The 13,815-nt window shown below is 38.1% G+C and carries 13 protein-coding genes; 8 read left to right on the forward strand and 5 right to left on the reverse strand.

Annotated features, from left to right (window positions below):
• Window positions 1–66: 66 nt before the first annotated feature.
• The gene (locus ESZ26_RS08630) at window positions 67–342 is read right to left on the reverse strand and encodes a metal/formaldehyde-sensitive transcriptional repressor (RefSeq protein ID WP_146799344.1); all 276 of its coding nucleotides are present in this window, start codon (window positions 340–342) and stop codon (window positions 67–69) included.
• A 102-nt stretch (window positions 343–444) separates the two neighbouring features.
• On the opposite strand from ESZ26_RS08630, the gene dmeF reads away from it, so the two are divergent.
• Complete coding sequence (gene dmeF, locus ESZ26_RS08635) at window positions 445–1,353, forward strand: CDF family Co(II)/Ni(II) efflux transporter DmeF (protein ID WP_146799345.1); 909 nt, start codon at window positions 445–447, stop codon at window positions 1,351–1,353.
• A 310-nt stretch (window positions 1,354–1,663) separates the two neighbouring features.
• Here the strand turns inward: dmeF and ESZ26_RS08645 are convergent, their stop codons facing one another.
• Both ESZ26_RS08645 and ESZ26_RS08650 read right to left on the reverse strand, forming a co-directional pair.
• Window positions 1,664–2,662, reverse strand: coding sequence for a cupin domain-containing protein (locus ESZ26_RS08645; protein WP_146799346.1), 999 nt, complete (start codon window positions 2,660–2,662; stop codon window positions 1,664–1,666).
• A 56-nt stretch (window positions 2,663–2,718) separates the two neighbouring features.
• A complete protein-coding gene (locus tag ESZ26_RS08650; protein ID WP_146799347.1) occupies window positions 2,719–3,462 on the reverse strand; it encodes an SDR family NAD(P)-dependent oxidoreductase in 744 nt (247 codons plus the stop codon).
• Window positions 3,463–3,579: 117 nt separating this feature from the next.
• Between ESZ26_RS08650 and hisD the strand changes: the two genes are divergently transcribed.
• From hisD to ESZ26_RS08670, 4 genes are all read left to right on the forward strand, one after another.
• Entirely contained in the window at window positions 3,580–4,854 is a 1,275-nt protein-coding gene (gene hisD, locus ESZ26_RS08655; protein ID WP_146799348.1) for a histidinol dehydrogenase, read from the forward strand.
• A 3-nt stretch (window positions 4,855–4,857) separates the two neighbouring features.
• Window positions 4,858–5,865 carry a LacI family DNA-binding transcriptional regulator gene (locus tag ESZ26_RS08660; protein ID WP_146799349.1) on the forward strand — a complete coding sequence of 336 codons (1,008 nt, stop codon included), beginning with the start codon at window positions 4,858–4,860 and terminating at the stop codon, window positions 5,863–5,865.
• A 68-nt stretch (window positions 5,866–5,933) separates the two neighbouring features.
• On the forward strand, window positions 5,934–6,641 hold the full coding sequence (locus ESZ26_RS08665; protein ID WP_146799350.1) for an alpha/beta fold hydrolase: 708 nt from the start codon (window positions 5,934–5,936) through the stop codon (window positions 6,639–6,641).
• Between the two features lie 34 nt (window positions 6,642–6,675).
• Window positions 6,676–7,446: an HpcH/HpaI aldolase family protein gene (locus tag ESZ26_RS08670; RefSeq protein ID WP_146799351.1), complete on the forward strand. Its 771-nt coding sequence runs from the start codon at window positions 6,676–6,678 to the stop codon at window positions 7,444–7,446.
• A gap of 108 nt (window positions 7,447–7,554) precedes the next feature.
• Here ESZ26_RS08670 and ESZ26_RS08675 read toward each other — a convergent pair whose 3' ends face one another.
• Window positions 7,555–8,571, reverse strand: a complete 1,017-nt coding sequence (locus ESZ26_RS08675) for an ester cyclase (protein ID WP_146799352.1) — start codon at window positions 8,569–8,571, stop codon at window positions 7,555–7,557.
• Between the two features lie 172 nt (window positions 8,572–8,743).
• On the opposite strand from ESZ26_RS08675, the gene ESZ26_RS08680 reads away from it, so the two are divergent.
• The gene (locus ESZ26_RS08680) at window positions 8,744–9,712 is read left to right on the forward strand and encodes an ester cyclase (protein WP_146799353.1); all 969 of its coding nucleotides are present in this window, start codon (window positions 8,744–8,746) and stop codon (window positions 9,710–9,712) included.
• 105 nt (window positions 9,713–9,817) lie between these two features.
• Here ESZ26_RS08680 and ESZ26_RS08685 read toward each other — a convergent pair whose 3' ends face one another.
• Window positions 9,818–10,828 (reverse strand): nuclear transport factor 2 family protein, encoded by a 1,011-nt coding sequence (locus ESZ26_RS08685; protein WP_146799354.1) that lies wholly within the window; start codon window positions 10,826–10,828, stop codon window positions 9,818–9,820.
• Window positions 10,829–11,077: 249 nt separating this feature from the next.
• Here ESZ26_RS08685 and ESZ26_RS08690 point away from each other — a divergent pair, with 249 nt between their 5' ends.
• Window positions 11,078–12,688, forward strand: a complete 1,611-nt coding sequence (locus ESZ26_RS08690) for a sodium:solute symporter family transporter (protein ID WP_146799355.1) — start codon at window positions 11,078–11,080, stop codon at window positions 12,686–12,688.
• Between the two features lie 14 nt (window positions 12,689–12,702).
• Window positions 12,703–13,815, forward strand: coding sequence for a nuclear transport factor 2 family protein (locus tag ESZ26_RS08695; protein WP_223271605.1), 1,113 nt, complete (start codon window positions 12,703–12,705; stop codon window positions 13,813–13,815).

The following is a 13,815-nucleotide window of genomic DNA, read 5'->3' on the forward strand; positions in this document are numbered from 1 at the left end:
TATTGTGATATTGTCACATTAAAAACCGAGAGGCAATCGGTTTTTAAATTTATGTCACTAAATTTTCTACTTTAGGTAGCTTTTAAGGATGGAAATAACATCTTCTACTTCTTCTAGTCGTTCATCTTTTGTCATATCTTCACCACCTAAATGCTCTCTCAAATGAGCTTCTAATACCTCCTTCATTAGCCCATTAACCGCACCTTTAATCGCAGCTACTTGTTGTAAAACCGCCATACAATTTGGTTCTCCTTCTAAAGCTGTCTCTAAAGCAATTGATTGACCTTTTATTCGTCTAACACGACTAAGAAGCTTTTTTTTCCCTGCTATGGTGTGTGACATAAATTTCCCTTACTTGAAATGTAGTATACTAGGGTATAGTATATAACAAAGCTTTTTAAAGTGCTATTTCTAAACAAAATCAGCAATAACTTAGGATAACTAATGAAAAACGATAGTGGAATTGAATGGGAACATTCTCATGATTTTGGCGTAGACAGTAAGCTCCATGAAAACAAAGTGAAAATAGTTTTTTGGTTAACTACTGTTATTATGGTGCTTGAAATTGCTGCTGGCACTTGGTCAGGCTCTATGGCACTTCTGGCTGACGGTTGGCATATGGGCACTCACTCTGCCGCATTTCTCATTGCACTATTTGCTTACTCTTATGCTAAGAAGCACGCGAACAATAAAGACTTCAGCTTTGGCACAGGCAAAGTAAATTCTTTAGGTGGTTTTGCTAGTGCTATTGCATTAGCAATAGTCGCATTAATGATGATAATAGAATCTGTTCTCCGATTAGTTGAGCCACAATCTATTCATTTCAACGAAGCAATTATTGTTGCGATTATAGGTTTAATCGTCAATATAGCTTCTGTTTTTATCCTTCATGATGATCATCATCACCATCATGGAGAGCACCACCACCATGATCACGACCATAATATGAAGGCAGCCTATTTTCACGTACTGGCTGATTCGCTGACTTCTTTATTAGCGATTGTTGCTTTACTCGTAGGAAAATATATTGGTTTACTCTGGATGGACCCATTAATGGGGATTGTCGGTGCCGTAGTTATTTTACGTTGGTCTTATGGGTTAATTAAGGAATCAAGTGAAGTACTTCTTGATAAGTCGATAAAAACATCAACGATGGATAAAATTTCAGATGCCTTAAGTAAACAAAATACGGTAATTAACGATATTCATGTATGGAAAATTGCGGCCTCTCATCAAGCTGCAATTCTTAAAGTAACCTCTATTGAGCCACTAAACTCAGACGAATATAAAGGTATTTTAAAGAGTTTATTGCCACAGCTCTCACATGTATCTATTGAAATACAGCTTGGTTAGTTCTCATTGCGTTAACTTGTGTGGCTATTTGAATACCCAGAAAGCTTTAATGGGACTTATGGGTAAACATTATTTTCTAAAATATAGCATTAAATGCAGTTTGTAAGATGTTCGAAGTAGTAATTCTCGCATTAGCGTTAAGTATCGATGCATTTGCTGTATCGATAGGTTTAGGGGCAGAGCGCACGAAGTTGCCATCAAATCTATGGTGCTTTTTGCCCCACAGCGAGTTAGAGCTACACACAAATAAAAATACGAATACAAAATATAGTTAATAATGAATAAAATATTTCACTGTTAATCACTTCGTTTAAATAAACTTAGGTGCCTGTGGTTGGTCATGTCGACGTGTAATATAAAGGATGCAGTCTTCTTTACCTTTTTGCGTGAAACTACGAGTTGACCCAATAGGTGTAGTAAAGGTATCACCTTTACCTAATATAACCTTTTCGCCATCTACATGAATATTAACCTCACCTTGATGAACAAATATAACTTCTTCTTCATAGCGTATATGATCATTAACTTTTGCTTTTTCTGATAATTTCAAGCCACGAACAACAAATTTATGAGACCAATTTAATTTACTCGCGGGTAAATCTTCTGCAACACTTTCAGCGCCCACTAAAGCGACTTCTTCTACGCCTTCAAATTGTGCTAAACAATTATTCTTTGACCATTCGAACGTATCTGTTCGTTGTACAATAGATTCTAACTCCTTACTATTTACCACACGATGCTCAGCTATTTGTTCATCGGATGTAACCGGCATTGCATTTTTACCTTCAGGAATATTTTCACCTAATGTTGTATCAACCAAGCTACCATCTTCTAATAAAACTAAGCCATATTCTTTCGCAAGATCGAAAACCGCAGGGGCCCATAAAACTCGACCTGGATCGTCACCACCAAGCACTGCATGTAAATAACCTATATCTTCACCTACATTTTCAAAACCACGAAAAATATCCATAGGTATAGAGATAATATCCCCTTCGGTTAAAATCACTCTGCCATCGTCAGCGTTAGCACCACTCGTAAATGCCCACGTACCTTGATGCACAACAAAAAATTCTTCAGTAAGGTGACTATGTTTTGAATTTAAGCATCCCGCTGGTTGACGTGCTCCGCCGATATTAAATCCATGAGGAATTGAAATATGAATGTGCTGATCTGGATTTTCAGCAACACCGGGGCCAATTAAAGTAAAGTTCTCTTTTTTATCACTTCCTGGACTGCGAGTATCAATAAAAGCATTGGTACATGGTTTTAAATCTGCATATTTAATTAATCTATTACTAAGTGTCATTGTGTTCTGCCTTATTATTTAAAGGGTATAATATTTATAAAATGTCTGCCTATTAATTATCGGGCAGTCCATCCACCATCTACTTTAATGCTTGTACCTGTGATCATTGAGGCTAAATCACTGAGCAGAAACGTACAGCTGTTAGCTATATCTTCTACTTTTCCTAAACGTCCAAGTGGGATCATGTCGTATACAAACTTTTTAAAATCTTCATCTTCGAACATGGGTTTTGTCATCGGCGTTAATACAAATGTTGGTGCAACCGTATTAACACGAATATCATGTTCAGCTAATTCAACGGCCATCGCTTTCGTTACTCCTTCTACAGCATGTTTACTCATGCAATAAAGGGTGCGATTTGGTGAGCCAACAAAACCCATTTGTGATGACATATTAACGATAGCAGCACAATCTGCTCTTTTCATCGGTGCTATAGCTGCTTGAGATATTTTGTACAAGGTACGTATATTCAAGTCGATAACAGCATCTATATTTTCGTTAGGTTGCTCTTCCATTGGCCCTATTCGGTTAAGGCCTGCGTTATTAACTAAACCATGTAAAACAGGTAATGACTTAACACGGGCAAAAAACTCCTCACTAGTTACATCCATTACCCAACTCGTAATATTATCTGGGTACTGCTTTGCTAGTGCATCAAGGTCTGCCTTTGTTCTTGCCACAGCAATAACATTTCCACCATGAGCCGCAGCCATTTGTGCACATGCCAAACCAATACCTTTACCTGCACCCGCAACAAGTATTGTTCTATTAACAAACAATTCACGATTAAAACCTGTCATAAAATATCTCTAATTTAATATTTGCATTCGAAGTCATTATTACGTAAGATTTATTCATATTCAAGTAATTCATCAAAATAAAACTTGATCAAAGACAAATAAACAGGAGATTAGAAAGTGATAAGCTATTTAAAGAAAGGCAAGCAAGAAGGTGATAAAAAAGAGTTCTTACAACAAGTTAAATCTACAGTTGAGACTATCATTGAAGACATTGAATCTAATGGTGACAAAGCCATAGCAAAATATTCTGAGAAGTTCGACAAATGGAATCCGAAGTCATTTAGATTAAGTGAAGATGACATTGCTAAATGTTATACGCAAGTTCCAGATAGCGTCATTGAAGATATTAAATGGGCACAAACGCAAGTAAGAAACTTTGCACAAATTCAACGTGACTCAATGAAAGATGTTGAAGTAGAAACCATACCTGGAGTCATTTTAGGCCACAAACATATTCCGATGGAAAGTGTTGGCTGTTATGTTCCTGGTGGAAAATACCCTTTAGTTGCTTCAGCTCATATGAGTGTAGTTACCGCTAAAGTCGCTGGAGTAAAACGTGTTATTGCAGCCGCTCCTCCTTTTAATGGTACACCTTCCCCGGCCATAGTCGTTGCAATGGATTTAGCTGGAGCAGACGAAATTTATTGCTTTGGTGGCGTTCAAGCAATTGCGGCAATGGCCATCGGAACAGAAACTATTGCACCAGTTGACATGATTGTTGGCCCAGGTAATGCTTTTGTAGCCGAAGCGAAACGTCAGTTATTTGGTCGTGTGGGTATCGATTTATTTGCGGGTCCAACAGAAACACTTGTTATTGCGGATGAAACTGTTGATGGAGAGTTATGTGCTGCTGATTTATTGGGTCAAGCAGAACACGGTCCAACATCACCAGCCATCTTATTAACAAACAGTGAAAAATTAGCGAAGGATACGATTAAAGAAATTGAACGTCAGTTAACCATTTTACCAACAGCAGAAGTTGCCGGAGAAGCATGGCGCGTCTATGGTGAAGTGATTGTTTGTGATACTTATGAAGAAATGGTTGAAGTTGCAAACGACCTAGCATTTGAACATGTGCAAATAATGACGAAGAATGTTCCATATTTTAAAGAACACATGCGTAATTTTGGTGCTTTGTTCCTCGGTCCAGAAACCAATGTCTCTTATGGTGATAAATGTATTGGTACTAATCATACACTTCCAACTCGTAAAGCAGCACGCTATACTGGTGGTCTATGGGTAGGTAAATTTATTAAAACATGTACTTTTCAAAGTGCAACGGAAGCAGCATCTATTGTTGTTGGCGAATACTGTTCAAGGCTTTGTGCTGTTGAAGGGTTTGCCGGACATAAGGAGCAAGCAGATATCCGTTTGAGAAGATATAAAGGGTAAACATTGGCTAAAAATAAAAAAGTAACTTCTTATGACGTAGCGCGTGAAGCAGGTGTTTCTCAATCAGCGGTATCACGCGTTTTTCGTCCGGGCTTAAGTGTTTCGCAAAAAACGCGTGATAAAGTAATGACTGCTGCAAATAGAATGGGCTATCGACCAAATGCAATTGCCCGAATGCTTATCACTAAGCAATCGGGAATGGTCGCGGTTATTGTTTCTTCGCGCGCAAACGTTAATTACCCAGAAGTTCTTTCGCAAGTGAGTAAGCAACTTGCGGCTCAAAATAAACGAGTTTTATTATTTACATTAGATGACCCTGATGGCGTCGACGAATTATTTGAACAAATTTGGACATTCCAAGTAGACGGGGTTATTGCATTAGCCGCTCATTTCGAAAGCCATAGATTAGCTCAATTTGAAGAGCATGATATTCCTGTCGTGCTTTATAACCGAAATGTGCCTGACTCAATGGCTAATACCGTTTGTTGTAATCATGAGTTGGGTATTAAGCAACTTATTACTGAATTAGAGAAAAATAATCCTAAAAAGTACTTGGTATTATCTGGCCCTAAAGACTCAGACGTTGCGAATGAACGTCGAGAAATTGCTATTAGTTTATTAAAACAATTTGATGTTGAAGACGTTTCTATTCTTTATGGTGATTATTCGTATCAATCGGGTCGTGACTGCTTAGCAAAATGGCTACAGAAGAACCCAGCACCAGATGCGATTATTTGTAGTAATGACACAATGGCCATTGGTGTTATTGATGAGGCAAGAGAAAATCACAACATTCATATTCCTAATGATATCTCGGTAGTTGGTTTCGATGGCATCACATCATCAGCCTGGTTAAGTTATCAAATTACAACCATTAAACAGCCTGTAGAGCAATTGGTAAAAGCCGCTGTAGCAATGTTATTAGAGCGTATAGAAACCCCTGACTTACCACCTGAAGCACGTGTATTAACCGGTGTTTTAATTAAAGGTAATTCAGTTAAACGTCCTTAGTTGGCCCAGGTTACCCAATATAATTGAGTGTTCTGTCGTTAGCTATTATATGAAATAAGCGATTAACGATGACTCAACTACCCATACTTATATTACCTGGTACCTTATGCACAGGTACTATGTTTAACCAGCAGATAAATCACCTACAGCAATATTGCCAAGATATTACTGTCGTGCAATTTACCACTGAAAAATCACTCGCTGAAATGGCTAACAAAGTCATTACAGCAGCTAAAAATAAACCTTGTGCATTCATCGGCTTTTCCATGGGAGGCATCGTTGCTTTAGAAGTAGCACGAACACACCCACATCTCATTGAAAAACTAGCCTTAATTAACAGTAACTGTCATGCGGATCTACCTGAACGAAAAAGTGCACGTAAAGCACAAATTGCTCAAGCAAAATCTGGACAGTTAGTTGAGTTAATTTCGGAAACATTTTTACCAAATTATTTGTTCAAAAAAAATAACGATCACGAACAATTAATCATTGAAATGGCAACACATCTTGGTGCTGATTGTTTTGCAGCGCAAGCAATGGCCATCGAAGATCGGTCTGACTCTTTATCCGTGCTTCAGAAACTTAAAATCGACATTCTCATTGTTGGAGGCAAGCAAGATAAAATATGTCCTGCTGAACATCAACAAATGATGCACGATAACCTTCACGATAGCCATTTAGAGTTACTTGAACAATGTGGTCACTTTTCTCCACTAGAACAAGCCGAAAAAGTTTCAAAATCATTAGCACATTGGTATTTATCTAACGCTCTTTAATCATTATTATTACATTACTAACAGGTCTATTGTTATGTCTTTAAAACAGTCTTTAGCTCAAAAAAAACCTTTAATTGGTACTTTTATAAAAACACCCCATTTTCATAATACGGAAGTGCTAGCTCATACAAGTTTTGATGTTTTGTGCTTGGATGCAGAACATGCACCGTTTGATCGCTCTGATCTCGACACATGTGTATTAGCCGCTAAATCAAAACAAATGCCGGTGGTAATACGAGTGCCCGACACAGAGAATGCCACTATTTTAAATGCGCTCGATTTGGGCGCAGACGGTATTGTATTACCGCACATTTTAAATGCAGCACATGCACGTAGAGTCGTTAAGAAATGTTTTTACGGCCCTGATGGTAGAGGTTATGCTGGGTCTACTCGGTTTGCAGGTTACACCACTAAAAAACTGCCTGAAAATTTAGCAAACAATCAAAATGAAACATGTGTTATCGCTCAAATTGAAGACTTGGAAGCAGTCAATGATATCGATGCAATATGCCAAGTGGATGGCATAGACTGCATTTTTATTGGCAGAATGGATCTAACCGTTGCCTTAGAGCAAACTAATGCCAGCCATTCTGAAGTATTAGCAGCAGTAGAGAAAGTTGTAAAATCAGCAAATAAACATGGTAAAAATTGCGGCATGTTTGTTGGCGACTTAACAGAACTTCCGCACTGGATTTCACTAGGTGTTAGCTTATTTTTACTTAGCTCAGACCATGGGTTTATGCTAAGTGGGGCACAACAGCTCCAACAAACATTTAACGATGCTATAAAACAAGCAGAGAAGTAATACCCAATGAATTAATGAGTGATCTACTCATTAGTTCATTGCCATTACTATACATATAAAAAGCGCTTAACTAGCGCTTTTCTTATAACTGTTTTAAAACCAAAAAACCTAACGACGCGCTTTATTAAATTCCCGCATGCGTCCCAGTACATCAACACCCAATTGATGATAGACATGTAGTAGGTCAACTAAAACCCAATTTTCACGAATCAATCCATTTTCACAACGCCAAAAATCTAAGCTACGCATGGTGATTTCTTGATTTGATGGCGCTATTCCAAGCCAGCCATCACCACTCACCTTCATTTGCATACCTGGCCACGCGGTAAACCCTACGTACTCGCTATCACTAAAAATATAACCTTTACCTACATCACCGACACGATTAGGTAGCGCATTTAAAAAAGGGATTTGATGCCAATTTCTAAACCCTTTAATACCACGTCCAGTACCAATTCCTGACGGACCATACCAGCTACAACGTGGATGCCAATACTTCTCAAGTTGCATTGCTTCAACGCCACCTGTCGCGTAATGTCCCAATGAATCACACATATCGGCAACGAGCTTACAGCTAATATTCGCTTTTTCATTATCATACTGAACAGATAAACCATCTTGTGTGGCCGGTGCAGGCACGTGCCATTCTCGACCTAAGCTAGGAGACATAGGCCATGCGTTAGCTTGCATCATAACTTCTGGAATATCCCATAGTGCTTGCATTTCGATCACTTTGCCATTTTCTATACGATAAAATTCATGAAATCGCATAGAAACTTGATGACCTGTTGCTGGAATATCTAGCCAATTTTTTTCGAAGCTACCGGTATAATAACCACAGCACCCCACCCAAGCACTGTCATCTTCAGCTGTGCCCGATATGACAATTGTTTCACGTCGTTCAAGATCAGGAATCGCTTTATGCAAAGGCTTATACACATCTTCGTAAAGGTTTACTGGACTTGCTAATGTTTCAAAAGGATAGCAAAGCTGTATTTTAGCTTTGGGTGAAAACACTTCTTTGAAAGCCTGTCTAACTGCTTTGTCCTCGTAATCATACAATGCATTGCTGAGTACTTTTATTAAACTCTTATTCGCGTTATATAAATGTTGATACACCCGCATTCTCCTCTATTTTAATACTGCATATATATTATATATTCAATAAAACCAAGACACATATAGCCGCTAATTTAAATGATATTCGATATAACACAAAACAAATGACTTCGAAGTCACTAAATGATAACCTCATTGAAAAGTAATTCAAGTAAAAATTAATTGAGTGGAGAAAATTATGTTATCTGTTATTGATAAATTGTATAAGCAACTTAAATCATCCCCTGGCAACATTGAACAATATATTCACGATGATGTAGCGTGGCATGTTAGTGCTCCTATTAATGATTTGTTTGGCTTTGCAGAGGTATTAACGTCATTTTGGCAACCTTTAGTAAATGCCCTACCCGATATAGAACGTAGGCCTTTTATTAATGTACAAAGCGAATACAAAGGTCAAGATTGGATTGCTAGCACAGGGTATTTTGTTGGTACTTTAAGACAACCGCTTTGGGGAATACCTGCTAACAATAAAACCTTATATTTACGGTACACAGAACTTGTTCAATTAAAAGATAATAAAATTAAGCAGTGTTTTATTATTGTCGACTTTCTTGATGCGATGAACCAAGTGGGTGTTAATCCATTAAGAAAAAGCTTAGGTCATAGCGGATTAATAATGCCTCCATCAACAATGGACGGCTTAGTAAGAGAAAAAAGTAATGCAGGTGCTGCACAAAAGTCTCAACAACTCATACTAGATATGCTTGATGAATTAGGCCGCTTTGACGGTAAGTCATTATCAAGCATGAAGTTAGAAAACTACTGGCATCCAGACTTTATGTGGTACGGCCCAGCAGGCATAGGAACAACGCGTGGTATTGAAGGTTTTAGAAGAGACCATCAAGGGCCGTTTGTCTTTAGCTTTCCTGACCGGGATGTAGACCATAAAGCAACCTTAGTGGCTGACGGTAATTATGTAGCAACCGGTGGTTGGCCACACATGCATGGTACTCATAGCACAGGCGGTTGGTTAGGGCTACCTCCTTGTAATAGACAACTCTCGTTACGTGTTATGGACATTTGGCGTAGAGAAGGCGATCTGCTCAAAGAAAATTGGGTAGCTATCGACATTATTGATATGTGTATGCAAATGGGACTTGATGTATTTGCTATGATGAAAGAGCAATTGGGTGATGAAGCTTAGCAGCTGATTAAATGAGTTAAATAAGAGCCAAATAAAAAGGAAGCTGAGTAAGCTTCCTTTTTAATAGATTTAACTATCAGAGATGTTAACTTGCCTTTACCCAGATTAACTCGGGTTATTAATTTTTCGACTTCGTTCTAAAATATCCAAGCCCTGCTGTTTTAACCAATATGGAATATCAATTAACACCCAGTTTTCCACCAGCTTATTTCCTTCACGGCGATAGACATCAACAACACGCATATCTGCACGAATTTCAGATCCCGGTAATCCCAAGAAACCACCAATAGGTGTACTGCTTAAATTAGGCCAGCCGAAGAAACAAGCATAATTCCCCTCTGCATATCGACAAATATGACCATTAAAAACCTTATCTTTCAACCCTTGTCTAAACGGGTAAGAATGTTGCTCTTGGAATTTAGGAATAGTATACGTAGCGCCAATGCCAGCTGGCCCATACCAAGCCATGTCTTTTGCCCATGTTTTTTCTAATATCTCAGGTGGATAATTATCGTTCGCTGTTTTATTGAGCTGTGAAAAATCATCAATCATTTGATTGAGTAAACTCATTGTTTTTTCACCATCGGCGAAATCCATATCCTGTAACTGAATACCATCATGTGTTCTTGGCCCAGGATAAATAAAAGAATGTCCTGTCGATTGCGGTAATGGATTGATCCCTACTTGATTCATCACACTGATGATGTCACAAAAGAAACCTGAACGAACAATTTTGCCATTTTCAATACAGTTGAAATCAGCATATCGAATCATCGCCACTTTACCTGATCGTGGTATTCCTAACCAATCTTGGTCAAATTGAACCATAAAGTGGCCCATACTGGTGACCCAGTTGGCACCATCATTACCACTGACACCTGCCATAAAGACATCTTGGCGACGCTGAACATGTTTAAATGCATGTAAAAAAGGCTGCCAGAAGATTTTATTTACCGCTTCAGGTCCTTTTTGCTCATTAAAGGGATGTACACCATACCACTGACAATCATCACTCATATAGTCAGATAAAACATCACCGATAGTTTCAGCATTAGCCTGCTCAATTGCTTGATAATACTCAAGGATGAGTTCTTTATTTTTCAGCTCGATACTCATTAAATGAGTTCTCCGTTAAATTTATGAAATAAAGTGTTTATGTAAAATTTAGATACTTTTCAAAAAATGGATACTTAAAAAACTAATACATATTAAATATTTATAGCACCCCATAGTTACGTAATTCATGCTTAACAATAATATAATCTTTCAAATCATTTTAATCGATGCTATTCTTATTTGACTTCGAAGTCAAATAATGTAGATTATAATAATCACTACAGCCTTGAAACAATAAGAGAAATATACATGACTGAATTTGGTACATTAAATTGGACTATTTTAATCGTCTACATCTTAGCCAACCTTCTACTGGGTTATGTTATTAGTAAAAAAGTTAGCACTGCAGATGATTTTTATTTAGGCCAAAAACAAACACCTTGGTGGGCTATTGGTATTTCTGTTATTGCAACTTATGTCAGCGCAATGACTTTCCTTGGAGCCCCCGCATGGGCATATAAAGATGGCTTATCCGTTATTGCCATTCACCTTAACTATCCCTTGGTTATTATTGCCGTTATCACCTTCTTCTTTCCCTTTTTCTATAATGCTGGGTGTGCTTCTATTTATGAATATCAAGAGAAACGATTTGGTAAGAAAGCACGCGCTTTAGTCTCTGGTATTTGGCTGATATCTCAAACAATGAGTTCGGCTGCTGTTTTATATGCTACAGCAATTGTCCTTAGCTACATCACGGGGATTCCTGAAGTTGCGGGTATTGTCATTGTTACTATTATCGCCTTAATCTATACAGTAATGGGTGGGATCACCGCCGTTATTTGGACCGACGTTATTCAATCAGGGATTCTATTGCTGGGGGCAGGCATCATTATGTATGCGCTTATCGATGGCAGTTCAACCCCGATAATGGAAAGTTTATCTCAGTTAAAAGAGCAAGGTAAAACCAATCCACTGAATTTCGATTTTGACGTATCTCAGGTATCCACTGTCTGGTCGGGTATCCTTGCAATGACCCTTTACCATATTACCGTTTATGGCACGAACCAAATGATGGTTCAGCGCACACTTGCTGCCAAAAACATTGGTGATGCGAAAAAAGCGTATGTATTAATGGGCTTTTTGGCATTTTTTGTCTATTTCTTTTTCATCATCATGGGGATCCTATTTTATAACTATTATCAAGGTAAGCCGTTTGAAAATGAAAATACCATTATTTTAGAGTTTGCTTCTGAGTATGGTATGCCTGGATTAATGGGCATTATTGCCGCAGCGGTAATGGCTGCTTCAATGTCGAGCTTAGACTCTGCATTTAATTCTTTGTCTACTGTTTCTACACTAGATTTTTATAAAAAGTACTTCAAACCTAACGAGACTGATACACATTATCTTAACGTATCACGCGTATTCACCGTATTTTGGGCCACGATTATTATCTTCCCAGCAATTATGTATCACTTACACAGTACCGGTTCAATTTTAGAAGTATTAAGTAAAGTCGGTTCATTTTTTGTGGGTGCACAACTGGGTATGTTTGGTTTAGGTTTTTTCTCTAAACATGCAACAGAACGCGGTTTATTAGTAGGAACATTTGTTGGGGTTCTAGCGGTCACTTACGCAGCACTTTTTACCGATGTTGCTTGGCCGTGGTATGCAGCAATAGGCGCTTTTGTAAACGTTGCTGTCACCATTGTCGCGAGTATCGCAATAGATGGAAAGCAAGCGGAATACTCTCCTTACACCGTAAAAGGTCAAATAAAAGCTTTTGCAGATAGTGGCGCTGAAGAAAAAGAAAATGGCTGGTACTTAGTCCCGGGTAAAGTTGACAAAGTATGTTATGTGCTTTTCGGTTTCTTTATTTTTACACTAGTTTTTTTATTCTCCTTTGAATCATTCATTTAAGGGTAACAGGTAATATGATGAGTTCTACACTTAAAAATACAATCACCCAAGTGCATTGGCAACCGCTCACAAAATTGTTAAATCCTTCGGGAGAAAAACAACAAAATCTTGATGGATTTGATGAGGAATTTATTGATATTGTTGATTATATTATTCGTATAACCCATCGAATTTGGGAGCAAAAGAACGTTGGGCTTTGTTATAAATACTATAGTGATATTTGTCCTGTTTTTACCCTAGGCGGATATTTTGAATGTGTTGAGCAAGTCGTTCAAGGTACGTTAAAAACCATTGCCGCATTTCCTGACAGAAGCTTAATTGGCGAAAATGTGATTTGGAAAGAAGAAGATGATAACACTTATTATTCTTCACATTTAATCACAAGCATCATGACCAATACGGGTAACTCTGATTTTGGCTTAGCAACAAATAAAACCGGTCGAGTAACCACTATTGCTGACTGTGTATGTTTTGAAAATAGAATTATTAAAGAATGGTTAGTACGTGATAATAGCTTTCTAATCGCTCAACTCGGTATTGACTTGATTGACGCTGCGATTCATTTTTCGAAGCTGGTACAAAATGACACGTTTAATACTTGGTATAGCGATGAGTTTGACCGTGTACGAAAAAAAGAACACAGAGCACCTTTAGGTTTTTCCGATAAAAGTTGGACCGTTGAGAGCTTTGTACAATCATGGGCACAAACCATATTCAATCAAAAGCAATTCTCAACCTTAACTGACTTTTACCATGTTGCCGCCGCACAACAATGGCCAGGGGGAAGAAAATCAACGGGTCTTGCACAAATTAGTGGCACCATCATTCAATGGTTAGCACAATGTCCCGATGCCAAAATGACAATAGATCATGTTGCTGTTGTCGGTTTTGATGGCGATACTATTGATATTGCGCTTCGTTGGTCGGTTGCAGGTACTTATTCTCCACATATTGAACGTCTAGCTTCGCTAAAAGGCAGTCAATTTTTTGTACTAGGCTGTACTCATCTACGAGTACAAAATCAAAAAATAATTAAGGAAGTCACTGTTTTTGATGAAATTTCACTTTACGCTAATATGATCAGAGAATCAGGCAAGTCGTTACCCTTACTACAGGAAGGAGCTTAA

It is taken from the genome of Colwellia hornerae (assembly GCF_007954355.1).
Lineage (GTDB): Bacteria > Pseudomonadota > Gammaproteobacteria > Enterobacterales > Alteromonadaceae > Colwellia_A > Colwellia_A hornerae.